The organism is Bacillus cereus group sp. N14 (genome assembly GCF_016483555.1).
In the GTDB taxonomy this organism is placed as follows: domain Bacteria; phylum Bacillota; class Bacilli; order Bacillales; family Bacillaceae_G; genus Bacillus_A; species Bacillus_A wiedmannii.
Window position 1 is genome coordinate 1 of record NZ_JAEHBQ010000004.1, and the last position, 26,768, is coordinate 26,768.

Consider the following 26,768-nt stretch of genomic DNA (forward strand, 5'->3'; position numbering starts at 1 on the left):
TATTTACGAGAAACTTGACGTTGCAACCTACGAAGGCGTTTCTCTGCCTGTCTTACCATTTTTGTTTTGTTGATATTTTTCTTTTTCTGACCATCAGAACAATATGCTAATTCTTTGATTCCAATATCTATTCCTAACGAAACAGCCGTTAACTTCTCTTTTGTAAAATCCTGTTCGATACTGACAGATAAATACCAATACTTACCGTCAAAGCTAACGCGTGGATTAGAGTACTTCACCTCTACAGGTAACTTTTCGGATGTTTTTACCCAACCAACTTTCTCAATCAAAACTTGTTTTTCTTTTACTTTTAACTTGATGTTATCGTTGTAGAAAGAGGGTTTTGATTTCCTTCTGCTTTTGAATCGTGGTTTATCAGCCAGCCCCTTAAAAAATCGTTTATATGCTTCACAAGCATCTTTGATTGCTTGTTTGGCTATATTATTCGAAACATCATACAACCAAGCATATTCTTCAGTCTGCTTCAATACAGTTAATTCTTTCCGTAAAAAACCGTCTGATATGAACTTTCCGCCATTCTTATAATTCTCCTCTTGCTTCGCCAGTGTCCAATTATAAGCCCATCTTGCCGTGCCAACAGATTTCCAAAGTTGCAATTCTTGTTCTTTATTTGGCTTCATTCTCACTTTCTTCGCAAGCATCACTTTCCAACAACTCCTTAACCATCTTCTTAGCTATATTTGCTCTTTTTCCTTGAAGATGGCAACTAGTTTACTCTGTCCTACCTGCCTTTTTTGCAAAATCACCAATTGAATATAATTTAAGATTTTTCACCCCATGAGGCTACTTTACCCTGACAATGGTTTTTTATCTATAAATATATACTTACCGTCCTCCCCTCCTCATAATAAAAGGCGCGAAACTAATGTTCCACGCCCATACTTACATTTTCCAAATTCCAATAATAATGAGTAATACCCCAGGCAGGAATGTAAATTTTTGTAACCATTTCATATTTGATAAAACCGTTCCAAGTTTCATTCCAATAAATAAAAACAAAGAACTCATAACCGCAACTAATATCGCCATCATAGCGGGCGCATACCCTAATAAAGATGCACCAATTCCAGCACCGAACGAATCTATAGAAAGAGCGATACCAAGAAGCAATGCTTCTCCTGCGGAAATGGTGCCTGATTTATCAAAATCTGCAACAGTCGGTTTCCGTAAAATTTGAATCACTAGCCCGAGCGAAGCAATTTCTAATTTCCAAACCTTCTCCTCTTGCTTTGGTTCTTCTTTTTTCTCACTTCGAAAAAATTGGTATAATACCCAAATTCCTATTCCAATAAGAACAAGCCCACCGATACGCGTTGCGATAACAGGTGAAAATATTTTCGCGATCATATGTCCAATTCCCATTGAAACAAGCATAACAGCCGCTGAACACATTCCGATAATTATAATTGATCTTAGTGGAATTCTTACGCTTCTTAAACCATATGTTAGCCCTACACTACAGCTATCTAAGCTTAATGTAAAAGCTAATAAAATAAGAGATAAATAAAGGTACATCGGTAAGCTCCTCCCTTATACATAGCCCTGCTGTATGTATATGACAAATGCCTATCCGATGTTATCTCTTTTCTATATTCTCGGCTGACAAATCGGGCAGTAATGCGTTCCTCTTCCGCCGACAACTGTTTTTTCTAATATCGTACCGCAAGTAACACACGGTTCTCCTTTTTTTCCGTATACATTTAGAAGTTCTTGGAATGAGCCAATTTGCCCTTGCGAATTCATATACGTTCGAATTGTACTTCCGCCTCGCTTCACTGCTTCACCTAACGTTGTAACAGTCGCCTCGTAAATTCGTTCAATTTCTTCTGCTGTTAAAGACGAAGCTTCTCGTTCCGGATGAATTTGAGAACGGAATAAAACTTCATCTACATATATATTTCCAAGCCCTACTAAAAGACGCTGGTCTAATAATACGACTTTTATTTTACGATTGGTCTTTTGCAATCTTTCTTGTAAATACTGCGGTGTCAATTCAGCATCAAACGGCTCCGGACCTAAGTCAGCAAGAGGCATTTGATTCAATTCTTCACCTTTCTTAAAGAGATGCATCGTACCAAACTTTCTCACATCTTTATAATGTAGTTCAGTTCCATCTGTAAATAAGAAACGGACGTGTGTATGCTTATCAATTGGCTCGTCCTCTTGATGCAGTAAAAACTTACCTTCCATACGTAAATGTGAAACAATAACATAATTCGTTACATATAAAAGCAAAAACTTTCCTCTTCGCTTTATATTTTCAATCTTCTCGCCTCTTAGCATTTCTTTAAAGATTTCTGCATCATCCGGACGTTTTACTATTTTTGGATAGGTAACAATGACATCTTCAATTGTTTTTCCTTTCACAAGATTTTCAAGTGTCCGTCTGACGTTTTCAACCTCTGGTAATTCAGGCATTTCATCACTTCCTTATTTTGCGTCGTACCAAGTTGGACCGTAAGAATAATCAACTTTCAACGGAACTGCGAGTTCAATTGCATGCTCCATTACTTCTGGTACAAGCTTCTCTAATTTTTCAATTTCTTCTTTTGGCGCTTCAAATATCAATTCATCGTGTACTTGCAGAAGTAGACGCGCCTGTAATCCTTCTTCTTCTAGACGGTCTGCCATAATAATCATTGCTTTTTTAATAATATCTGCCGCAGTCCCTTGAATTGGTGTATTCATAGCCGTACGCTCAGCAAAGCTACGTAAATTGAAATTACGACTCGTAATTTCCGGAATATAACGGCGGCGATTTAATAATGTAGCCACATACCCTTTTTGTTTCGCATCTTTTACGATGTCACTCATGTATTCTTGTACACCAGGGAAACTTTCTAAATACTTTTCAATAAATTCCGCTGCTGCTTTTCTTGTAATTCCTAAGTTTTGTGAAAGACCATAATCACTAATACCATATACAATTCCGAAATTGACAGCTTTCGCTTGTCGTCTCATATTCGAAGTTACTTCATCTTTTTCAACGCCAAATACATCCATCGCTGTTTTCGTATGAATATCCATATCATGTTGGAACGCTTCAACTAGCCCTTTATCATTTGCAATATGAGCTAATACGCGAAGTTCAATTTGTGAATAATCTGCCGCGTACATAATCCATCCTTCTTCTGATGGAACAAATGCCTGACGAATCTTTCTTCCTTCTTCTAATCGAATCGGGATATTTTGCAAGTTCGGATCCGTTGAACTTAATCGACCTGTTTGCGTTAATACTTGATTGAAACGAGTATGGATTTTAGATGAATCTTCATGTACAACTTTTAATAAACCTTCAATATAAGTTGAATTTAGTTTCCCTAATTGACGATAATGTAAAATGTTTGGAATGATTTCATGGCGATCCATAAGCTTTTCTAGTACATCAGCTGACGTAGAATAACCTGTTTTCGTCTTTTTAATAACTGGTAAGTTTAAGTTCTCAAACAGAATAACACCAAGCTGCTTCGGTGAATTAATATTAAATTCTGTTCCCGCAAGCTTATAAATTTCCTGTTCCATTTCCTTTAATCTACCTGCAAGTTCTTCTCCCATATTACGAAGACGCTCCGTATCAACTTTTACACCTTTTACTTCCATATCAGCTAATACACGCGCAAGTGGTAATTCTAACTCTGTAAACAGTTCATATTGCTCATTCTTTTGTAACTCTTCTACGAATGTTTGCTTTACATCATATAATACGTGCACTTTACGGGCTACATGCTCCGCTACTACTTCTAGCTCTGGAACAGCACGCTTCGCACCTTTTCCGTAAACTTCTTCATCAGATTTCACAGCATGTGTTTCTTTCATTTTTGCTACAGTACGGAAATCTTTATCCGTATCAGCCGGGTCAAGTAAATAAGCAGCGATTAATAGATCAAAGTCAATCCCTTGCATATCTATCCCGTTCCATTTAAGTGCAACGATTGCGCGCTTCGCATCAAATGTATGCTTTCTCATTTCTCCATCTGCAAGCCACTCTTTAAAAGCGTCTGACTTAAGAGCAATGTCTGTTTGAATAAAGTAACAGCCATTTTCATTTTGAATACCAAAACCTTGAATGTCCGCTCTATGATAGTTATCTTCTTGTACTTCAACAATAAGCGCACTATCTTGCTGAAGCATTTCTTCTGTAACTTCTTCCACAATATCAAATGTAATATCATCTAATTCAGCTGGAGTCGTTTCTTCTGGCGTAACACCTAATTTATTTAAAAGGGATGTAAATCCTAAATTCTCGAACATTGGAATCACATCACTTGCTTCATACCCTTTATACTCCATATCATCCACATGCACTGTAATCGGTGCATCTGTAATAATAGTTGCAAGATCTTTACTCATAAGAGCTTGGTCTTTATTTGCTTCTAGCTTTTCTTTTAATTTCTTCCCGCTTACTTGATCTATATTTTCATACACTGCCTCGACCGTTTCAAACTGTGTTAACAATTTAATCGCAGTTTTTTCACCAACTCCTGGTACACCTGGAATATTATCTGACTGGTCTCCCATTAAACCTTTCATATCGATAATTTGCTTTGGTGATAAGCTGTATTTCTCAAATAAAGCTTCTTTCGTATATTCATCCACTTCTGTAATCCCTTTGCGAGGAATACATACGAGTGTATTCTCTGAAACAAGTTGCAGTAAGTCTTTATCTCCTGAAATAACTTTTACATGAAACCCTTGTTCACTCGCTTCTTTCGCTAACGTCCCCATAATGTCATCCGCTTCATAATTTTCTAATTCATAACGCGGTACGTTGAATGCATCAAGCATCTCACGAATAAACGGGAATTGCTCTGATAATTCAGGTGGAGTCTTTTGACGTCCTCCTTTATACTCACTATACGTTTTATGACGGAATGTCGTTTTACCCGCATCAAACGCTACTAACATATGCGTTGGTTTTTCTTCCTCTAATATTCTCATTAACATCATTGTAAAACCGTAAATTGCGTTCGTATGTATACCTTTGTCGTTATTTAAAAGCGGTAGTGCAAAGAAAGCACGATACGCGATATTATTACCATCTACTAATACGACCTTTTTTTCCAAACCAGAAACCTCCCCATACAAATTTGAAATGATTTTTTTCACAGAAAAAAACCGTTCCTTTCCTCTCTCTATATTAACATGACTAATAGAGAGAAGAAAAATAACGGCTATTTCCTATCATATATACAAACGTTTACTAACATAAAAGGGAAGTGACGAGAACAGCATAACTATTCTCGTCCAAAATTACTCCTTGGATGAAGGGGTTTTCATGTATTATATTAACAGACCTTTATTAATATTTAATTAAGCCATTGTTAATATATTGTAAACATCCTTCATCCTATTTTTCAGTTGCTGATTTTGGTAAAACAACTGTAAATGTTGTCCCTTCCCCAACTTCACTATCCACTGTAATCGTACCGTGATGTGCCTCAACTAAATGCTTTACAATCGATAATCCAAGGCCTGTACCACCAGTATTTCTACTTCTCGCTTTATCCACTCGGTAAAAGCGTTCAAAAATACGCGGAATTTCATCTTTACTAATACCAATTCCGGTATCCGATACTTTTATATAAGCATTATATTTATCTTCTGCTAATTCTACAGAAACAACGCCTCCAGCCGGCGTATATACGATTGCGTTATTCATTAAATTAATAAAGATTTGCTTCAAACGACTTGGATCTCCAATGACCGAGACTCCTTTTAGCGCATTTACTTGTAAAGAAATTTCTTTTTCTCCCGCTTTGTTATCAAGCACCATATGAATGTCTTCAAGAAGTCCCTTCATATCAACGGTCCCCATACTCAATTTAAATCCTTGTTGCTCAATCTTTGATAAATCTAATAAATCTTCAATTAACCCTTGCATGCGTTCACTTTCTTTTAAAATAATGTGCAAGAAATGTTCGCAGAATTTTTTATTATCCATCGCTCCATCCAAGAGCGTTTCTGAAAAACCTTTAATAGAAGTAATCGGTGTCTTTAGTTCATGAGAAACATTCGCTAAAAAGTCTTTTCTCATTTGTTCTAATTTCTTTAGCTCAGTAATGTCATGGAATACAAGGACAATCCCTTTCCATTCATGGTTCGTCCCAATAATCGGTGCTCCATATACTTCGAAATGCTTTCGCTCAATTCCAAGCGGCAATAACATTTGTTTACGCACTTTCACTTCTGTCATAAAGATTTCTTCCACGAGCTCTATAATTTCTGTATGATGAAACGACTCATAATATAAACGATCTAAATATTCTTCATCTGTTACGTGGAAAGTCTCCTTATACGAACGGTTTACAAGGTTTATATAACCGCGGCTATCAATTAAAATCATTCCGCTTCCCATATTTTCAATTAACGTATGCAGACGATCTTGTTGCATTTCTTGCTCAAGTGTCATCTCTTGTAAATTACGGGCTAAAATATTAATCGCTTTACTCAACATTCCCGTTTCATCCGAATGACTCTCATAAGCGCGTGCTTTATAATTTCCCTTCGCTAATTCGATAGCAACTTTCGTAACGGATTCAATCGGCCTAATATATTGCCCTGTAATTTTCATACCTAAAAATACGACTACGAGACAAGCGATAACAAATCCGATAATTAATAATCCCCACGTTTTTTGATGAACAGATTTCAAAGGCTCAATTGTACTTTTCACCAAAATGTACCCTTGTTTCCCTGCTACATCTTGAACGAATACCGCATGGTAAAATTCATTATTCTGATCTGTTTCTTTCGTAATGACTTTGTTTCTTTGTTTTGTTGTTTCAGAAGAAAGTTCTTTAATTATCCCTTGACTAAAAGCAGACTGTTCTCCTCCGCTATATTGAACTTTCTTTTTTTCATCTACAAATGCAATAGAAGCCTGTATTTTTTCTTCTAACTTTTCAAATACATATGGATTTTTTAAAACATCATCAAAACCCTGTTCTTCTGCTAATACCGCAACATACTCTGTCTCTTTTACCATTCTCTCTTTGGCATGATCTATATAGTAGTTTTCAAACACGGTTTCCAGTAATAAACCTAATCCAACTAAAATAAATACAATAAGAGAAACAAATGTAAAAAGAAGCCTGGAACGAAATTTATTCATCCCCTTTTGGCTCCTCTAATTTATATCCTAAACCACGTATCGTTTTAATGTACGTCGGTTTTTTCGTATTTTGTTCAATTTTATCGCGCAAATGGCTAATATGAACGTCAACAATTCGTGTATCACCAGCAAAATCATAGTTCCATACAGCACTTAATAATTGATCACGTGTCAACACGCGACTTTTATTTTTCGCAAGATAAACAAGTAGTTCAAATTCTTTTGGTGTTAATTCAAGCTTTCTTCCTTGGAAATAAGCCTCATAAAATTCCGGCAAAATTTTAAGTTCAGCAATTGTGATGCTCTCTTCATCTGACGCTTCTTTCACTTGTTCTTCTTGTTGTAATTTCGTGCGGCGCAAAATTGCCTTCACACGCGCAACAACTTCCCTTGGGCTAAATGGCTTCGTCATATAATCATCTGCCCCAAGCTCAAGACCTAGCACCTTATCAAATTCATCATCTTTTGCTGTTAACATTAAAATCGGCGTCATAACGCGCTGCAATCGTAATTCTTTACACACTTCCATACCATCCATTTTTGGAAGCATTAAATCTAATATAATTAAATCTGGGCGTTCTGTTGTCGCTTTTTGAAGCGCCATTTCTCCATCCATCGCTGTTATCACTTCAAACCCAGCTTGTTGTAGATTAAATTCAATTAAAGTTAAGATAAATTCCTCATCATCAACTACTAAAATACGATTGTTCATTCTTTTCCTCCAAGTTATAGACTTGAAACCTTCTTCATCCTAGTATTTTCCCCGTTATTCTCATCATACTAGAAAACAAGGTCCCTCTCAATATAATTGTCTATACATGGATTCAGATTGTGCTATTGTTATTACTCATTCACTCCAATTAACGTGTTGTTATCCATACTTTATACACTTCTATATCGTTATTAAACTCCACATTCGTATAAATATTAAATTCTCGATTTTGCGCTAACAAAAATGCAAGAGCATACGCTATTTTATAGTCTAGCGTTTCATATCCATCAAATACTCTTCCATACATTTCATTCGCGACCCCTTCTACCCACACTTCAGCTTCTCTTATCGTTTCAAAAATAATGTCTTCTCTCGTCCACTTCACCTTACCCCCCCCCTTTCATTGACTTCAATTACCAATGAATATATTATTAATTTAAATATATAAATAAATATAATTAAGGGAGGGCTATTATGCGAGTATTACTACCTATTTTAACTTTAGCAGTAACATGTTTCCTTACTTTTAACGTACCTAGCTGGGATACGATTAAAACAGGTTGTTCAGAATTTGCTGAAGGGTTCAAAGAAGGATTTTTCAACTAAAAATAGCGCTAGCCCCTTATAGTAAGGTATGCTAGCGCTATTCATATTTTCATGTTTTAAAAATTATCTAATGCTTTTTCCATAATAGAAACTGATTTAAAAGGCGGCGTTACTGTTAAGGAACCTTTTACAACCGTTTCTCCTTTTTCATCATGAGCAGATACAAGCATATCAATTGTATGTTCCTCCTCAGAAACAGCCACAACTTCAAAGTGGATTTGTAACGTTTCATAATGGTGAACATGCTTCACGAACGTAAGGTCCTTCCTAGTAATATGACTACCTGGACCTGGTAAATATTTCGTAACTGCCGTTGTAATCATTCCCGTTAGCATAATGCTTGGTACAATCGGCTTTTCATACGGAGTTTGGGATGCGTAATCATGCTGAATATATAATGGATTGGCATCATTCGTTAACCCTAAGTACAATAACAAATCTTTATCCTCAATTTTTTCAGTGATAGATAATTTCTCTCCTACTGTAATTTCATCCATTCTACGACCAATTTGAACTTTTTTCTTTAACATGTTACAACCCCCTCCGATTTTTTCACCTTATTATCCTACTAATAGCGATACCTGATCCGAAATTTACTATGATGAGGGCAATGTATAGTATAAATCTATAGTTTCATTATAGGATACACCAAATGATAGCGTTTTCATATTATTTCAAAAAAACATTTGAATAAATAGTAGAAAAAGATTCGGGGCCCCGAATCTTTTTCCGCTTATATTTAATTATTAAACAAGAACCTTCATAACATTACGTACAGATTCTACAGAGCGATCTAACGCTTCTCTTTCATCTGCAAGAAGTTCTAACTCAATAATTTTTTCAATTCCGTTACCACCTAGAATTACTGGTACCCCTAAGTAAAGGTCGCTATAACCATATTCACCTTCAAGGTACGCAATAGCTGGTAATACACGGCGTTGATCTTTTAAGATTGCTTCTGTCATTTCAACTAAAGAAGCAGCTGGTGCGTAATATGCACTACCGTTTCCTAATAAGCCTACAATCTCGCCGCCACCTTTACGGGTACGTTCTACGATTGCTTCTAAACGCTCTTTCGGAATTAACGTTTCTAACGGAATGCCACCTGCATAAGAATAACGTACAAGAGGTACCATATCGTCACCGTGTCCACCAAGAACAAATCCTGTAATGTCTTTCACAGAAAGATTTAATTCTTGTGCAATAAATGTACGGAAACGAGCTGTATCTAATACGCCCGATTGACCGATAACACGCTCTTTCGGGAATCCTGCTTCTTTAAATACAGAATATGTCATTGCATCAACTGGATTTGTTAATACAACAATAATCGCATTTGGTGAATGTTTTGCAATGTCGCGCGTAATACTTTTCATAATTTTAGAGTTTGTTGCTACTAAGTCATCACGGCTCATACCAGGCTTACGTGCAATACCTGCTGTAATAACGACAACGTCAGAATCAGCAGTATCTGCGTAATCAGATGTTCCAATAATGTTAGCATCAAAACCTTGTACTGGGCTCGCTTCTAACATATCTAACGCTTTCCCTTTTGTTGGATTTTCCAGTTGTGGAATGTCCACTAATACAACATCTGCAAGTTCTTTTTGTGCTAATAAGAATGCTGTTGTTGCTCCTGTAAATCCTGCACCGATGACTGAAACTTTCTTGCGTTTGATTGTCATAATTTACCCCCCGCTTTAATTATGCGTTTTTGATTATCGCTACATCCATGTTTTTAATAAGTTCATTAGCGAACTCAGAACATTTCACTTCTGTTGCACCTTCCATTAAGCGTGCGAAATCATAAGTTACTACTTTTGAAGCAATTGTGTTCTCAACAGAAGCAGTTACTAATTGCGCAGCTTCGTTCCATCCTAAGTGCTCTAATAATAATACACCAGAAAGAAGAACTGAAGATGGGTTTACTTTGTCTAAACCTGCATATTTTGGAGCTGTACCATGTGTAGCTTCAAAGATAGCATGTCCAGTCACATAGTTAATGTTTGCACCAGGTGCAATACCAATTCCACCTACTTGTGCAGCAAGTGCATCAGAGATGTAGTCTCCGTTTAAATTCATTGTTGCAACAACGTCGAACTCACGTGGACGAGTTAAAATTTGTTGTAAGAAGATGTCTGCAATAGAATCTTTTACGATGATTTTTCCAGCCACTTCAGCATCTGCCATCGCTTTATTCGCTGCATCTTTACCATCTTTCTCAACGATACGGTCATATTCAGCCCAAGTAAATACTTTGTCACCGAATTCTTGTTCCGCTACTTCGTAACCCCAGTTTTTGAAAGCACCTTCTGTAAATTTCATAATGTTCCCTTTATGAACTAATGTAACAGAAGAACGTTTTTCGTTAATTGCATATTGAATTGCAGCACGAACAAGACGCTTTGTCCCTTCTTCTGAGATTGGTTTAATACCAATACCAGATGTTTCTGGGAAGCGGATTTTATTAACACCCATTGCTTCTTTTAAGAAAGCAAGGACTTTTTCTGCTTCTGGAGATCCTTGTGCATATTCAATTCCAGCATAAATGTCTTCTGTATTCTCACGGAAAATAACCATATCAGTATCTTCCGGACGTTTTACAGGTGAAGGAACACCATCAAAATAACGAACTGGACGTAGACATACATATAAATCTAATTCTTGACGAAGTGCTACGTTTAGAGAACGAATACCACCGCCAACTGGAGTTGTAAGTGGACCTTTAATCGCGATTAAATATTCACGGATTAAATTTAAAGTTTCTTCTGGTAACCACTCGCCTGTTTGGTTGAATGCTTTTTCCCCTGCAAGCACTTCTTTCCAAACGATTTTCTTCTCACCATCATAAGCTTTTTCAACTGCTGCTTCTAGTACACGAGATGCAGCTGCCCAAATATCAGGACCAATTCCATCTCCTTCGATAAATGGAATAATCGGATTGTTTGGTACATTCATAACACCATTAGTTACAGTAATTTTTTCACCTGTCGTCAATGTGATAACCCCCATGTTTGAAATTTCATATGTATGAAACTGAGGGAATAACCCCTCAGTTCAAACCGTTATTTAAATTAAAATATTCTAATCATTACGTCTTTCCGAAAAAATCAGACTTTTGAAAGCGTATTTTCACTATCAAAATAGTGTTTTTCGCTTATCGTTGTGCAATTGGAACGTACACTTGATGTGTTGGTCCATTATAATCAGCACGCGGACGGATTAAACGGTTGTTTTCATATTGTTCTAGAATATGAGCTAACCAGCCTGACATACGGCTAATTGCAAAAATAGGTGTAAATAAGTCATGGTCAATTCCTAAACAATGGTATACAGAAGCTGAATAGAAATCAACATTTGGTGGAAGACCTTTTTCTTTTGTTACAATGTCTTCAATTTTGATAGACATATTATACCATTTGTCTTCTCCTAAAAGCACGCATAATCTCTTAGACATTTCGCGTAAATGTTTTGCACGCGGATCACCCTGCTCATATACACGGTGGCCAAAGCCCATGATTTTTACTTTATTTTGAAGAGCATTATGAATATATGATTCTACATTTTCTTCTTCGCCAATTTCAGTTAGCATCTTCATTACATTTTCGTTTGCCCCGCCGTGAAGAGGACCTTTTAACGCACCGATTGCTGCTGTAATACCAGAATATACATCTGAAAGTGTAGCTACACAAACGCGTGCAGTAAATGTAGAAGCGTTTAACTCATGATCTGCGTGAAGTACAAGCGCCTTATCAAAAGCTTCAATTTCAACTTCATTTGGCTCGCGATCATTTAACATGTACAAGAAGTTTGCAGCTAATGATAAATCGTTTCTAGGCTCAACAACATCTAAACCTTTACGAATTCTTGCATAAGCAGCAACTAAAGTTCCCACTTGAGCCTGCAATTTAACCGCTTTCAAATAATTGGAGTTTTCATCCATAATTTCAGCGCTCTCATCGTATAATGATAGCATGGAAATTGCAGTTCGTAAAACAGACATCGGATGTGCGATTTTTAAATCTACTTGTTTCAAATATGTTAAAATCTCACCTGGAACTTTATAGTATTCCGATACAGTCTCTTTAAATTTCGCTAGTTCTTGTTCACTAGGAAGCTTGCGATGCCATAATAAGTACACTACTTCTTCAAATGTAGCATTCTCAGCTAAATCATCAATATTATACCCAACATAAGTTAATGTATCATCAATAATAGAGCTCACAGATGATGTTGTTGCTACTACCCCTTCTAAACCTCGAATAACAGTCATGACATTCTCTCCTTTTCCTGAAAATTCTCCCAACCTTGCTCCTTATATCTATTTGCTCCCCTTTTGAATTATGAACGCCCGTTCACTCTTTAGGCAAGCAAAATGCACGATCATGCAAATTTATTGCGATGTTCCCCTCTTATGTCCATTGTCTACATGGAAAGCATGAGCGTGAATGTCTCCCCGAATCCTCACGCTCAAAACAACAAGTTAGTGAGGAAAATTAATTCCGAAGAGTTTTATGATAAAAACAACATAAAACAATATCATTATAAAATTGTTTTATGTTGTTTTTATTTTATCTGGTGTAAAGTCTCTGCTGTTATGTAACTTTTCAAAGTTTCTAATCCTATTATAAACAATTATCTGACTTTTGTGAACAGAAAGAATTCAAAATTTTTATATTACTATAAAATTCCTCATTTAAACATCTGTATAATACTCATAACTGCATAGGCAATTCCAGCCCCAATTAATGGACCTACAGCAACTCCATTAAATAAAGCAACCGCTATAATTGTCCCGAAAACGAGCGCAGTTGTAATATGAGGATCCGTCGTCAATAATTGTACGCCGCCTTTCGCTAACAAAGCAACCGCTACCCCTGAAGCTAAAGCAATCCATGCATAATACGATTTCGCCGCTTCTCCAAGTTGTTTAAAACCTATTTCCCCCGTTGCAATCGGTACGAGTACCGCTATTGTAATAACCGTTACACCGAGGTTAATCCCTTTCGTTTGTAGATAAGGAAAGACTTTATCTCCTAGAAACGTAAATTTCAATAAAAATAACACACCAATGGCTACAGTAAGCGATTGGTTTTTAGCAACAAGTCCTATAATAAGTAGTATGAATAAAAATAACGTTGACTGACTAATCATGTTTGCACTTCCTTTCTGAAAATAATGAACTCATTTCCAAACAAAAATACCTTTAAACCTATCGTTATACATGCTATATCGATGTATATTCAACAATAACCACTTCATTTTTTATGTATTTTAAAATGCTAAAATGAGACTTTCATCATCAAAAATTTAAGCATGTATACATTTTTGAAAACGATTGTCTCTCCTTTCTTTTCTAATAAGAAACAGGTAAAATAAAAAGAAGAGAAAATGAAGTTTTTACCATATAGTAGAAGCATCAACACCAAGCTTTTACAGTCACTCATGTACTGAAAAAGCAGGAAAAATCCATCATTCCACTATAACATAAAGTGAAACTTTAATCAGCGGGGCATTTTCCACTGATTATTAGCCTTCACCAATTGGGCATTTACGGGCAGTTTATCTCCATCTAACTCCTTTGATCCAGCTGCACTTCGGGTAGGAGATTTACTGCCCGCAAATAGCGGGGTAAAGTGAAACTTTAATCAGCGGGGCACACTCGTTATAAGTTGAACGAATTAGGATAATCCAAATTGGAATGGGAGGTATACATCTTTGAACCGAAACTTACTATATATGATATTGCGACTCATATTTGTCATTGTAGCAACGGTAGCCGGGTTCTATGCATTACTATATATGTCAGGACTTATCTATCCTTTTATTATCGCTTTCGCATTTGCTTATTTGATTAATCCCGTCGTCAATTTCCTTAATCAAAAACTACAATTTCCTCGCGCACTAGCAGTACTCGTTAGCTTAATTCTCGTATTCGGAGCTATCGTCGGACTCGTTACATATCTTGTAACGGAAGCAATATCGGCCACAACATACTTACTACAACTTGTTACAGTAAAGTTCCCGGATATCGTTAAATTCGCAGAGCAATTTGCACTTAATCATATTATGCCTCTCTATGATGATTTAATTTCTAAATTTAATCATCTTGGGGAACCACAGCGCTATACGATTACACAAAACATTCAAAACTTAGGAACCGAAGCAACGACGCAAATGAAAGAACTTTTAACTGCTATTATAAGCGGGTTAACAAATTTCATTAGTGCATTACCAACAACTTTAACTGTCCTTGTATTCGTTTTATTAGCCACTTTCTTCATTAGTTACGATTGGCACCGTCTTGCTCAGAAAGTAAGAAAATTTTTGCCGAACCGTGTTCACGGCTATGGAAAAACTATTTTTGTCGATTTAAGAAAAGCTTTATTTGGTTTTGTTAAAGCGCAACTTACACTCGTATCTATGACAACTGTTATTGTACTAATCGGACTTTTAATATTACGCGTACCATACGCCATTACTATCGCGATTATTACAGGTGTTGTAGATTTACTCCCGTATTTAGGAACAGGTGCCGTCTTCGTTCCTTGGGTTATATACGTATTTTTCACTGGCGATACTGCTTTCGCCATCGGTCTTCTCATCTTATACATCTTCGTGATTGTCCAAAGACAAATTATGGAGCCTAAAGTACTTTCATCTAATATCGGCCTCGATCCATTAGCAACACTGATTGCTCTATTTGTCGGCTTTAAGCTTTTTGGCTTTTTAGGATTAATCATCGGTCCAGTCATCTTAGTACTACTTAATACATTGCACAAAGCTCGTGTATTCCATGATTTGTGGAAATATATTAAAGGCTCACCTTCAAAATAATAGTTTCTAATTCATATACAACAAAAAACTTACATGTAATCAGTGGGAATTTCCCACTGATTATTCCTTGTACTTATTTTTCACACTCATTACATGCAACAAGAGGATTCCCCACAAAAAGGATAATACTCTTGTTTTTTTTGCATAGAAAACGCATATTCCGAGGTATTTTTACATATTTATTCTATTATTTCTATAATTATTACTTACATTTATTACTTTTTATGTAAATGAATAAATATGCAAAATGGTATGAAATGAGACTTAAACTAACAATTTTCCTGTTCGTATCTAACTTTTCCATTCCAATTGATTCTTTTTATATACAAAACCAACTTGAGTTCATATGAATTTCCCTACAACACACTCATTAAGAACTACCTACATATCCAATCGAAAATACATAGCAAATATAATAAGGCAAAACTATGATCAGTAAGGATTTTGTCCACCACCGATTATTAACTTTCACCAACCGGACTTGTATGAGCAGTCTAATTTCCACTTAACTCCTTCGCATTCACCACATTTTAAGGCATGATACAGCAAAACTTTAATTAACAGAGCTTCATCCATCCGCCATCCTTTTGCGGGCAAAAAAATAGTGCTTAGATTGCTATAATCTAAGCACTATTTCTGCACAATAATAGTAGAACTCTTTCTAAACTTCCATTCCATCCACTTCATAACGAATGGCTTCAACAAAGCCCTCGTCATAGGGATAACGAAGATCAAACCCATTATATCCGTTACGTATCCAGGAAGCACCAAAAGAATACCTCCTATAAAGATAAAAATACCATCCAGTACTGCTCCTCCTGGCATTTCTCCTCTATTCAACTTAGATTGAATCTCTCCAAGCACTTTAAATCCTTGTCTTTTCGCCAAATAGACACCTACAACACCCGTAAATACAATCATGGCGAACGTAGACCATAAACCTATTACATGACTCGATCCAATTAAGACTGTAATCTCAATCGCCGGTATTAAAATAAACAAGAATAGTAACCACTTCATAGTTCTACACTCCTCTCAAACATCACCTTAAACGAACCCAGAGCGCCCGTATACGCTACACAGAAACTAAACGCCTTTCCCTGTTGAACCTCGTAACAAACGGCTTTTAAACGCAATTCCAGGCGTTTCAAGCTGATTCCACCTCGTTTTTGTGTAAAAAAAAGAGAAGGACTCCGATCCTTCTCTTCGTATTACTTATAGCACTTCCGCATGTCCATTATAAACAATTCCGCGTGCTGCATCAACTGTTACTTCTTGGCCATTTTTTAAAGTTGCTGTTACGCTGTTTACACCAACAATAACAGGAATACCGATTGATACACCTACAACAGCCGCATGGCTTGTTAGACCGCCTTCTTCTACAACTAGAGCAGCAGCTTTTTCGATTGCAGGAATCATATCTTTATCAGTGCTTGTTGTAACAAGGATATCACCTTTGTTTACGTTCGCTACAGCTTCAGCAGCTGTTTTCGCTACAACTACTTTACCTTTTGCAGCTTTACGACCGATTCCTTGTCCTTTCGCAACTTCTTCACCAACAACATGGATTTTCATTAAGTTTGTTGTACCAGTTTCAGCAACTGGAACACCAGCAGTGATTACTACAGTGTCTCCAAGTCCAATTAGGCCTGCATCCATACCTGTTTGAATTGCAGTATCTAACATTTCGTCAGTAGACGCTGCACGTTTTCCAGCCATAAATGCTTGTACACCCCAAACAAGTGCAAGACGACGTCCTACTTGCTCGTCAGATGTTACAGCTACGATTGGAGATTTCGGACGGTATTTAGAGATCATTTTCGCAGTATGTCCACTTTCTGTTGGAGCTACGATTGCAGCTACATCAAGAGCAAGTGCTGTATGCGCAACAGATTGGCTAATTGCATCTGTAATTGTTGGAGTGAACTCTTTAATACGTTTTTTGAACATATCTTCATATTGTAATGATTTTTCAACACGTACTGCAATGTTAGCCATCATTGTTACTGCTTCTACTGGGTATTGACCAGCAGCTGTTTCACCTGAAAGCATGATTGCATCTGTACCATCGAAGATTGCGTTAGCTACGTCACTTGCTTCCGCACGAGTTGGGCGTGGGTTACGTTGCATAGAATCTAACATTTGTGTCGCAGTAATAACCGGTTTACCTAACACGTTACATTTTTTGATTAGACGTTTTTGTACTAACGGTACTTCTTCTGGTGGAATTTCTACACCCATATCACCACGAGCTACCATTAAACCGTCAGAAACTTCTAAGATTGAATCGATGTTATCGATACCCTCTTGGTTTTCGATTTTTGGTACGATTTGGATGTATTGAGCGTTATGCCCTTCTAATAATTCACGGATTTCTAATACATCAGATGCTTTACGTACGAATGAAGCTGCGATGAAATCAACTTTTTGCTCGATACCGAAAACGATATCTTTTACGTCTTTTTCAGTGATACCAGGAAGCTTAATGCTTACGTTTGGTACGTTAACACCTTTTTTATTTTTTACAGTTCCGCTGTTTAAAACTTTTGTACGGATGTTTCCGTCAGCTTTTTCGATTACTTCTAGTTCGATAAGACCGTCATCGATTAAAATACGAGAACCTGGGTCTACATCGTCATAAAGACCAGCATAAGATACAGAGAACTTCTCTGCAGTACCTAATACTTGCTCAGTAGAAAGAACTACTTCTGCACCTGTTACAAGCTCAGCTTGTCCGTCTACGAAGTCGTGAGTACGGATTTCTGGACCTTTTGTATCAAGTAAGATACCAACTGTTTTACCAGTTTTCTTTGAAGCTTCACGAATGTTTTTAATACGAGCGCCGTGCTCTTCATGGCTACCATGAGAGAAGTTTAAACGAGCAACGTTCATACCCGCTTCGATTAATTGTTCTAATTTCTCAATACTTTCACTAGCAGGACCTATAGTACATACAATTTTAGTTTTACGCATATTGCACCTCCGAAAATTATGAAACCGTTCCCAAATATCCGACGCTAAGCCGATTAGATGGATAATTCTTTAGATAATTGATACATATCTTTATCGATTGTATGCTTTTGAGCTAACGCTTCGATAATATCATGATCAACAAGTTTATTATCTTGAATACCTACACAACGTCCACCTCTACCAGCAATTAATAATTCAACTGCTCTTGCGCCAAGACGACTTGCTAATACACGATCTTGTGCACTTGGTGATCCACCACGTTGTACGTGACCTAATACAGTTACACGAGTATCAAAGTTTGTTGCTTCTTCAATGTGCTTACCGATGTCAATTGCACTTCCAACACCTTCAGCCACAATGATAATACTGTGTTTTTTACCACGTTCACTACCACGCTTCAGACGAGCAATAACATCTTCCATGTCATACTCTTCTTCTGGAATTAAGATTGTTTCGGCACCATCAGCTAAACCAGCCCATAATGCGATATCTCCAGCATGACGTCCCATTACTTCGATAACATATGTACGTTCATGAGATGTAGCTGTGTCACGAATTTTATCAATTGCATCAATAACAGTATTCAAAGCTGTATCGAAACCAATTGTGAAGTCTGTTCCAGGAATATCATTGTCGATTGTACCTGGTACACCAACACATGGGAATCCTTGTTCAGTTAATTTTTTAGCACCTTGGTAAGAGCCATCTCCACCAATAACAACAAGTCCTTCGATACCGTGTTTCTTTAATTGCTCGATACCTTTTAGTCGTACTTCTGGATCTTTAAACTCAGGACATCTTGCTGTATATAATTTCGTACCACCACGGTGGATAATATCGCCAACAGAACCAAGTTCTAATTTTTCAATATGACCAGAAATTAAACCCGCGTATCCATGGTAAATACCATATACTTCAATATCATGGAAAATCGCTTTACGAACAACTGCACGAATGGCAGCATTCATACCAGGTGAATCTCCACCACTTGTTAATACACCAATACGTTTCATTTGTACTCACCTCATAAAGATTATTTGCCTTATAATAAAATAACACGAAAAAATATAAAAACACAATGGAGAAGATGTGTCTTTTCATAATAAAAACGTGCATTCGCGAAGAGGAACGCACGCTTTTATTATTTTATCCCAATGGAAGCGTTTGAAAACGAAACTTGCCCAATTTTCATATATTTTTCATAACGTTTTTCGATTAATTCATCTTTCGAAATTCCGCTTAATTGTTCAAAAGTTTTCTTAAGCATTAAATCTATATTTTCTGATTGTTTTAAAATATTACGATGCGCTCCACCTTTTGCCTCTGGAATAATTTCGTCAATTACACCTAATTCTTTCAAATCTAATGCTGTAATTTTCATCGCTTCTGCAGCTTCTTTTGCTTTACCAGCGTCTTTCCAAAGAATTGCCGCCGCACCCTCTGGTGTAATAACAGAATACGTGGAATTTTCCAGCATATGAATGTAATCTCCTACTCCAAGACCTAACGCACCACCACTACCACCTTCACCGATAACAATACAAATAACAGGTACCGTTAAACCCGCCATTTCAAATAAATTACGGGCAATCGCCTCACTTTGTCCACGTTCTTCAGCTGCTTTACCAGGATAGGCTCCCTTCGTATCGATGAAACAAATAATAGGACGATTAAACTTTTCCGCTTGTTTCATTAGACGCAGTGCTTTTCGATATCCTTCTGGATGAGGCATCCCAAAATTACGACGAATATTTTCTTTCGTATCTTTTCCGCGTTGGTGCCCAATTACAGTTACAGGCATCCCCTTATATTTCGCAATGCCGCCGACAATCGCTGCATCGTCGCCAAATAGGCGATCTCCATGACATTCAAAAAAATTAGTAAATAAGTGCTCAATATAATCGAGCGTTGTCGGTCGTTCTGCATGACGAGCAATTTGAACACGGTCCCATACTTTCATATTGCCGTATATATCTTCCTCTAATTTTTCTAGCTTGTCTTCCAAAATACGAATCTCCTCACTGAAGTCCATCTGGCTGTTTTTCGTATAGTCTTTCAGTTCACGAATCTTATTTCTTAGCTCAACAACTGGTTTCTCAAATTCTAGCTCTGCCATACAGCCATTTCCCCTCCTTGATGAACTTCTAAAATCTTACGGAGCGATTCTCTCATATCATCACGATGCACAACCGCATCTAATTGACCGTGCTCTAATAAAAATTCTGCCGTTTGGAAATCTTCCGGTAGTTTTTCACGCACTGTTTGTTCAATTACACGTCTACCAGCAAATCCGATAAGTGCACCTGGCTCTGCAAGATTGTAATCACCAAGTGAAGCGAAACTCGCTGAAACCCCGCCCGTCGTTGGGTGAGTCATAACAGAAATAAATAACCCTCCTGCATTACTATGCTTTTTCAAAGCTACGCTTGTTTTTGCCATTTGCATTAAACTTAATATCCCTTCTTGCATACGGGCACCACCCGACGCAGTAAAGATAATAAATGGAACTTGTAAGTCGTATGCTTTTTCAACTGCACGGGCAATTTTCTCTCCTACAACAGAGCCCATGCTGCCCATTCGAAAACGAGAATCCATTACTGCAACAACAACAAGCATGTCATCAATTGTTCCTTCACCAGTTACAACCGCTTCGTTCAATTTAGTCTTCTTACGATCGCTCTCTAGTTTCTCTTCGTATCCTGGAAACTCGAGTGGATTTAATGAAACCATTTCTTTGTCATACTCACGGAATGACCCTTCGTCCAATATACTATCAAGACGTTCCCATGCATTCATAGGATGATGATATCCACAATTCACACATACTTTTAAATTTTTTAGAAGCTCTTTCGTATACATGATTTTTTTACATTTCGGACATTTTGTCATAACGCCATCTGGTACATCTTTTCGTACTTGTTCTGAAGGTATTGCAGCGTACTTTTTCTTTTTCACGAATAAATCTCTTAGCACAATTTGACCCCCTTCATTGAGAGCTAAGGTTAGCGCAAGAAGAAAATTGGGCTAACACCAAAGTTTGATGTTAGCCTTATCTTCTCAATCTGTCTAATAACCTCACTCTTTACGTTTAACTTTAACCGCTACGCGATAGAATGTTTGTCATAACGTGTCATGGTCATTTCGACAAATTTTATACATTACGAGTGAAACTGTATATTCTCTACTAATTCATCGTAAATTTTTAGTGCATCATTTTCTTGTTTTTCTTCCAAAGTAGCATAAAGCTTTCTATACATATCGATAGAATCTCCTGAAACTTCACAAGAAAGAGTTGATACGTAATCATTTACGATCATCCAAATGCGATATAGTAAATAATTATCGACTTGTTCAATGAGTGTTTTAAAGAACGTTTGATGAAGCATCGGAATTGAGTTTTCATTTTCTTCAAGCACTTGATTTAATTTTCTTAGCACTTTAGAAAACGTTTCTTTCGGCAAATTACATACAATTCGAATCATATCTTTCTCAAGCAATCGTTTTGTTTGTAATAAATCACGAATTGTTTTCTCATCTTGCAGCAAGAACGGCGCAATCAATTGTACAAGACCGTTATCGTAAAAGTTTCGAATAAACGTCCCTTCACCACGTCTCGTTTCAATCAATCCTACCAGTTCTAAAGCACGCAATGCTTCTCTTACAGAGGAACGCCCTACGTTTAAACGTGAACTTAACTCACGCTCAGACGGCAAACGATCCCCCGCCACCAATCCATCCTCTTCCATAATGGAACGGATTTTTTTTACAATTTCGAGATATACTTTTGTATTTGATGATGTCAATGGAAATTCCTCGCTTATTCTTTACCAATCAGCGCTAATTGTTTTGTTTTCTCAGCAATCTCATTTGGATCTACTTGACGGCGAGCTACTCCTGTCTCCATTGCAGCTTTCGCAACGTAAGCTGCCACTTGAGGCGCTACACGCACGTCAAACGGTGCCGGAATGATATAGTCTGCATTCAACTCATCTTCTGCTACAAGCTCAGCAATAGCCTGTACAGCTGCCATCTTCATTTCTTCGTTAATTTGTGTCGCATGTACGTCAAGTGCACCACGGAAAATACCAGGGAACGCTAGTACATTATTTACTTGGTTCGCGAAGTCAGAACGACCCGTTCCAACAACAGCTGCGCCCGCTGCTTTTGCCAATTCTGGCATAATTTCTGGAACTGGATTCGCCATTGCAAAAATAATTGCATCGTCATTCATTGTACGAACCATCTCTTCTGTTAATGCACCTTCTGCAGATACACCAATGAATACGTCCGCACCTTGTACAACGTCAGCTAAAGAACCTTCGATACGATTCTTATTTGTATATTTTGCAACTTCATCCTTCACCGGATTCATCCCTGTAGGACGACCATCATAGATTGCGCCTTTACGGTCACACATAATAATGTCACGTACACCATAGCGATATAAAAGTTTAATAATTGCAATACCTGCTGCACCTGCGCCATTTGCGACAACTTTAATGTCAGACATTTTCTTTCCAACTAATTTTAGCGCGTTCACAAGACCTGCTACTGTTACGATAGCTGTTCCGTGTTGATCATCATGGAAGATAGGAATATTTGTTTCTTTTTTCAAACGTTCTTCAATAATGAAGCAGTTTGGTGCTGCGATATCCTCTAAGTTAACGCCGCCAAAAGTTGGCTCCATTAATTTTACAGTTTCAACAATTTTATCTACATCGTTTGTATTTAAGGCAATTGGGAATGCATCTACACCAGCAAAGCTCTTGAATAATACAGCTTTACCTTCCATTACTGGAAGAGATGCTTCAGGTCCAATGTTACCAAGACCAAGTACAGCCGTTCCATCTGTCACAACTGCTACCATATTTCCCTTCATCGTATATTCATATACCTTACTTTTATCGTCATAAATTTCCTTACAAGGTTCTGCAACCCCTGGAGAATATGCAAGACTTAAATCTTTTGCATTTTCTACTTTTACTTTTGATACAGTTTCTAATTTTCCTTGATGCACTTTATGCATGTGAAGTGCTTCTTCACGAAGTGTTGACAAACTATCCACTCTCCTCAAATTATTCTAGCTGATATCAATTTCTCCAAGTGGTCTGACCACGAACACTACTACTATAATAATCGAAGTGTAGGGAAATTGTCCATTATATTTTCACAACTACATTTTCTTCCCCGACAATTTCACGAAGTGCTCCTAAACATTCTTCACTTGGATGAATCGATAAACTTCGAGACAATTGTACCATTTTATGTTCCTTTTCATAATAAATTAGTACTTTCGCAAAACCTGAATAGTCAAACAATATTTTAGTAACCTGATTTAAAAGCTTTTTCTCATACTGAGACGACAATTTCACATAAACAGATGCATCTTTCTTTTCTTCATACACATCCATTTCTTCTAACGGATATAGTCCATTTACAATCCATTGCAACTTATGATTTCTAAGCTCAATCATACCGTCAACTAAAACAATTGCTCCTTCTTGTAACTTATCTGAGAAATGTATATATGTTTCAGGGAAAAGAACTGCTTCCATTTCATCGTTTTGATCACAAAATGTAATAAACGCCATCTTTTGCAACTTTTTCGTACGAATCACTCTCACGCTTGTTATATACACGATAGCCCTTTGTACTTTTTTCTTATGTCGCATTGCCTGAGCAAGAGATGGAATTTCTAATTCTTTTGCTAACTTCACATACTGCGCTGTCGGATAGCTTGATAAATAAAAACCTAGTGCTTCCTTCTCTTTATTTAACTGTTCAATAAAAGAGAGCTCTTCTCCTTGCACGTATTTTGATTTTGGAACAGCATCTCCTAAATCACGTGCAAGATTTGCGTACTCTAACGCTCCTTTAAGGCTTTTCCATAAATTTGTTCTCGAAACACCAAAATCGTCAAAACACCCAGACCAGACGAATGCCTCTAAATTTCGCTCTGTTACAAACTTTGATGGCATGCGAAGACAAAATTCAAATAAATCTTCAAATACTTTTTTCTCTCGTTCTTCGAGTAATGCTGTCACTGTAGCCATTCCGATGTTTCGAATTGAAAGTAAGCTGTAACGTATCGCATTACCTTCTATTTGGAAATTGTAACCACTTCTCTGAAGAGATGGCGGCAAAACGTGAAAACCTTTCCGCTTCGTTTCTCGTATATACTGCACAATCTTATCTTCATTTCCAATTGCACTTGATAATAATGCTGTCATAAATTCCAGCGTATAATTCGCTTTTAAGTAAGCAAGCTGATATCCAATCATACTGTAGGCTACAGCGTGACTCCGGTTAAAACCGTAATTCGCAAATCTTACAATTAAATCGTAAATTTTCTCCGCGGATGTCTCGTCATAACCATTTTGTAAACAGCCTTGTACAAAATGCTTACGCTCCTGATCTAAAATATCACGATTTTTTTTACTCACTGCACGGCGTAATAAATCTGCTTCTCCGAGCGAGAATCCCGCCAACTTCGACGCAATTTGCATAATTTGTTCTTGGTATACAATTACACCGTATGTTCTTTCTAAAATCGGCTTTAAATCCGGATGTAAATATTCAATTTTTCTTTTTCCGTGCTTTGATTCAATAAAGGTTGGAATTTGTTCCATTGGTCCTGGCCTATATAACGAGTTAACAGCGACAATATCTTCAAATTCATTCGGTTTTAACCCGCGAAGTACATTTCGCATACCACCTGATTCAAGCTGGAATACACCTGTTGTATCCCCTCTACCTAACAATTGGAACGTCTTTTCATCTTGAAGTGGTAAATTTCTTAAATCAATTTGTGTCCCCGTCTTTTTCACGATAAACTTTATAATATTTTCAAGTAACGTTAAATTACGTAATCCTAAAAAATCCATCTTTAACAAACCAAGTTCTTCTAATGCATCAGCCGGGTATTGCGTAACATACACATCGTTATGCCCTTCTTGTATTGCAACACTTCCGGTTAACGGCTCTTGGCTCATAATAACGCCAGCTGCATGAATAGACGTATGACGTGGTAAGCCCTCTACACGTTTTGCAATTTCAAACACACGCTCATGTAACAGATTCCCTTGTATAAACTCACGGAGTGATTGCGATTCCTCATATGCATCTTTTAACGTTATACCAAGCTTTGATGGGATAAGTTTTGAGAATATGTCAATGTCTCTCGGTGGAAGCCCCATTACACGCGCAATATCTCTAATTGCCGCTTTCGCTGCAAGCGTCCCGAACGTTACAATTTGTGCAACACGCAGCTGACCATATTTATCTTTCACATATCGAATCATCTCATCACGTCTTATATCTGGAAAATCGATATCAATATCTGGAAGTGTCACACGTTCAGGGTTTAAAAATCTTTCAAATAATAGATCGTATTCAATCGGATCAATATCTGTAATTTCTAATACGTAAGAAACGAGTGAGCCGGCTGCCGATCCACGTCCTGGTCCTGTTAAAATATGATTTTCATGCGCATACTTCATAAAATCCCACACGATGAGGAAATAATCACTAAACCCCATACTAGAAATAACGTTTAATTCATGATTCAGACGCTTTATATGTACTTCTTTCGGCGTACCATATCGTTTCTGCAAGCCTTCTTCACAAACGCGGCGTAAATACATATCATTCGTCTCGTTAGCTGGAACAGGAAATTTCGGTAATTGATTTATATGAAACGGTATTTCTACTCTGCAACGTTCTGCAATTTCTACTGTGTTATAAATCGCTTCTTCTACGTGAGAAAATAGTGCTTCCATTTCATCTGATGATTTTAAATAATATTGATCCGTTTTCAACCTTGGTCTATCTGGATCAGTCATTTTCGTTCCACTTTCAACAGATAATAAGCACTCATGAACAAGTGCGTCACTTTGATTGATGTAGCGTACATCGTTTGTTGCAACGACTGGAACATTTATCCTACTCATAAATGCAGGTAATTTCTCTTGCAGGAGCAGTTCATCTTGAATCGCATGATGCTGCAAACTCATATAAAAATTGTCGAACATACTTTGATACATGCGAGCTACTTCTTCAGCTTGACTCTCTTTGTCTTCTAATAATAATTGTTCAATTTCCCCATCTTTACCTGGTGAAATAGCAATTAATCCTTTCGCATAATGGGCAAGCCACTTTTTCGGAATACCTTCTTTTGACTTCGTCATAATGCTACTAGAAATCTTTAATAAATTTTGATAGCCCATTTCATTTTCAGCAAGTAAAACAAGCGGATAAGATTTTTCCTCTTCTTCACTAAAAATAGAAGCTGTTAAGCCAATAATAGGTTGTATACCATGTTTCTTACATGCTTTATAAAACGGAATAACGCCATACATAACATTTTCGTCCGTAATAGCGAGTGACGAGAAACCAAGTTCTTTCGCCCTGACTACAAGCTCATCAATTTTACAAGCACTTTTTAATAAACTAAAAACGGTTTGACATTGTAAATGCACAAACTTCACTGTTGTACCCTCTCTTTACCAA

Annotated in this window: 22 protein-coding genes and 1 pseudogene; 2 read left to right on the forward strand and 21 right to left on the reverse strand. The window is 37.1% G+C overall.

The annotated features are described in order from the left end of the window. The 8 genes and pseudogenes from JDS82_RS07835 to JDS82_RS07870 form a co-directional block, all read right to left on the reverse strand. Window positions 1–665: RNA-guided endonuclease TnpB family protein (locus JDS82_RS07835; RefSeq protein ID WP_199713021.1), on the reverse strand; the 665-nt coding region annotated here is incomplete at its 3' end. Next, window positions 628–729 (reverse strand): annotated as a pseudogene (locus JDS82_RS07840) (IS607 family transposase); the annotation flags it as partial. The pseudogene JDS82_RS07840 and the gene JDS82_RS07835, both read right to left, overlap by 38 nt. Window positions 730–903: 174 nt before the next feature. Further along, on the reverse strand, window positions 904–1,536 hold the full coding sequence (ytaF, locus tag JDS82_RS07845) for a sporulation membrane protein YtaF (RefSeq protein ID WP_000281739.1): 633 nt from the start codon (window positions 1,534–1,536) through the stop codon (window positions 904–906). Window positions 1,537–1,608: 72 nt separating this feature from the next. Beyond that, window positions 1,609–2,439 carry a DNA-formamidopyrimidine glycosylase gene (gene mutM / locus JDS82_RS07850; RefSeq protein ID WP_199713027.1) on the reverse strand — a complete coding sequence of 277 codons (831 nt, stop codon included), beginning with the start codon at window positions 2,437–2,439 and terminating at the stop codon, window positions 1,609–1,611. 12 nt (window positions 2,440–2,451) lie between these two features. After that, complete coding sequence (gene polA / locus JDS82_RS07855) at window positions 2,452–5,085, reverse strand: DNA polymerase I (protein ID WP_048562144.1); 2,634 nt, start codon at window positions 5,083–5,085, stop codon at window positions 2,452–2,454. Window positions 5,086–5,368: 283 nt separating this feature from the next. Then, window positions 5,369–7,132, reverse strand: coding sequence for a sensory box histidine kinase PhoR (gene phoR, locus JDS82_RS07860; RefSeq protein WP_076540617.1), 1,764 nt, complete (start codon window positions 7,130–7,132; stop codon window positions 5,369–5,371). After that, window positions 7,125–7,844 carry a two-component system response regulator PhoP gene (gene phoP / locus JDS82_RS07865; RefSeq protein WP_001065222.1) on the reverse strand — a complete coding sequence of 240 codons (720 nt, stop codon included), beginning with the start codon at window positions 7,842–7,844 and terminating at the stop codon, window positions 7,125–7,127. The genes phoR and phoP overlap by 8 nt, the downstream gene beginning before the upstream one ends. 148 nt (window positions 7,845–7,992) lie before the next feature. Continuing rightward, a complete protein-coding gene (locus JDS82_RS07870; RefSeq protein ID WP_048562142.1) occupies window positions 7,993–8,229 on the reverse strand; it encodes a hypothetical protein in 237 nt (78 codons plus the stop codon). Window positions 8,230–8,318: 89 nt separating this feature from the next. On the opposite strand from JDS82_RS07870, the gene JDS82_RS30040 reads away from it, so the two are divergent. Further along, the gene (locus JDS82_RS30040; RefSeq protein WP_001265021.1) at window positions 8,319–8,450 is read left to right on the forward strand and encodes a hypothetical protein; all 132 of its coding nucleotides are present in this window, start codon (window positions 8,319–8,321) and stop codon (window positions 8,448–8,450) included. A gap of 56 nt (window positions 8,451–8,506) precedes the next feature. Here the strand turns inward: JDS82_RS30040 and JDS82_RS07875 are convergent, their stop codons facing one another. From JDS82_RS07875 to JDS82_RS07895, 5 genes are all read right to left on the reverse strand, one after another. Beyond that, window positions 8,507–8,980, reverse strand: a complete 474-nt coding sequence (locus JDS82_RS07875) for a MaoC family dehydratase (RefSeq protein ID WP_000914190.1) — start codon at window positions 8,978–8,980, stop codon at window positions 8,507–8,509. Between the two features lie 216 nt (window positions 8,981–9,196). Then, window positions 9,197–10,135, reverse strand: coding sequence for a malate dehydrogenase (gene mdh, locus JDS82_RS07880; protein WP_000153234.1), 939 nt, complete (start codon window positions 10,133–10,135; stop codon window positions 9,197–9,199). Window positions 10,136–10,154: 19 nt separating this feature from the next. Next, window positions 10,155–11,447, reverse strand: coding sequence for an NADP-dependent isocitrate dehydrogenase (gene icd / locus JDS82_RS07885; protein ID WP_048562141.1), 1,293 nt, complete (start codon window positions 11,445–11,447; stop codon window positions 10,155–10,157). A gap of 160 nt (window positions 11,448–11,607) precedes the next feature. After that, complete coding sequence (gene citZ, locus JDS82_RS07890) at window positions 11,608–12,756, reverse strand: citrate synthase (RefSeq protein WP_002203699.1); 1,149 nt, start codon at window positions 12,754–12,756, stop codon at window positions 11,608–11,610. Window positions 12,757–13,142: 386 nt separating this feature from the next. Then, the gene (locus JDS82_RS07895) at window positions 13,143–13,604 is read right to left on the reverse strand and encodes a DUF441 domain-containing protein (protein ID WP_000625511.1); all 462 of its coding nucleotides are present in this window, start codon (window positions 13,602–13,604) and stop codon (window positions 13,143–13,145) included. Window positions 13,605–14,168: 564 nt separating this feature from the next. On the opposite strand from JDS82_RS07895, the gene ytvI reads away from it, so the two are divergent. Further along, window positions 14,169–15,287, forward strand: coding sequence for a sporulation integral membrane protein YtvI (gene ytvI / locus JDS82_RS07900; protein ID WP_199713034.1), 1,119 nt, complete (start codon window positions 14,169–14,171; stop codon window positions 15,285–15,287). Between the two features lie 630 nt (window positions 15,288–15,917). Here the strand turns inward: ytvI and JDS82_RS07905 are convergent. The 8 genes from JDS82_RS07905 to dnaE form a co-directional block, all read right to left on the reverse strand. Further along, window positions 15,918–16,307, reverse strand: coding sequence for an FxsA family protein (locus JDS82_RS07905; RefSeq protein ID WP_000871634.1), 390 nt, complete (start codon window positions 16,305–16,307; stop codon window positions 15,918–15,920). Window positions 16,308–16,502: 195 nt separating this feature from the next. Continuing rightward, complete coding sequence (gene pyk, locus JDS82_RS07910) at window positions 16,503–18,260, reverse strand: pyruvate kinase (protein WP_048562140.1); 1,758 nt, start codon at window positions 18,258–18,260, stop codon at window positions 16,503–16,505. A 53-nt stretch (window positions 18,261–18,313) separates the two neighbouring features. Further along, a complete protein-coding gene (gene pfkA, locus JDS82_RS07915; protein ID WP_000821162.1) occupies window positions 18,314–19,273 on the reverse strand; it encodes a 6-phosphofructokinase in 960 nt (319 codons plus the stop codon). A gap of 128 nt (window positions 19,274–19,401) precedes the next feature. Beyond that, complete coding sequence (accA, locus tag JDS82_RS07920; protein WP_000818786.1) at window positions 19,402–20,376, reverse strand: acetyl-CoA carboxylase carboxyl transferase subunit alpha; 975 nt, start codon at window positions 20,374–20,376, stop codon at window positions 19,402–19,404. Beyond that, window positions 20,364–21,233, reverse strand: a complete 870-nt coding sequence (accD, locus tag JDS82_RS07925; RefSeq protein ID WP_000942866.1) for an acetyl-CoA carboxylase, carboxyltransferase subunit beta — start codon at window positions 21,231–21,233, stop codon at window positions 20,364–20,366. The genes accA and accD overlap by 13 nt, the downstream gene beginning before the upstream one ends. Window positions 21,234–21,418: 185 nt before the next feature. Continuing rightward, a complete protein-coding gene (locus JDS82_RS07930; RefSeq protein ID WP_000204434.1) occupies window positions 21,419–22,063 on the reverse strand; it encodes a FadR/GntR family transcriptional regulator in 645 nt (214 codons plus the stop codon). Window positions 22,064–22,077: 14 nt separating this feature from the next. Further along, the gene (ystJ, locus tag JDS82_RS07935; protein WP_199713134.1) at window positions 22,078–23,286 is read right to left on the reverse strand and encodes an NADP-dependent malic enzyme; all 1,209 of its coding nucleotides are present in this window, start codon (window positions 23,284–23,286) and stop codon (window positions 22,078–22,080) included. Window positions 23,287–23,419: 133 nt separating this feature from the next. Further along, window positions 23,420–26,746 carry a DNA polymerase III subunit alpha gene (dnaE, locus tag JDS82_RS07940; RefSeq protein WP_000673714.1) on the reverse strand — a complete coding sequence of 1,109 codons (3,327 nt, stop codon included), beginning with the start codon at window positions 26,744–26,746 and terminating at the stop codon, window positions 23,420–23,422. Window positions 26,747–26,768 lie beyond the last annotated feature (22 nt).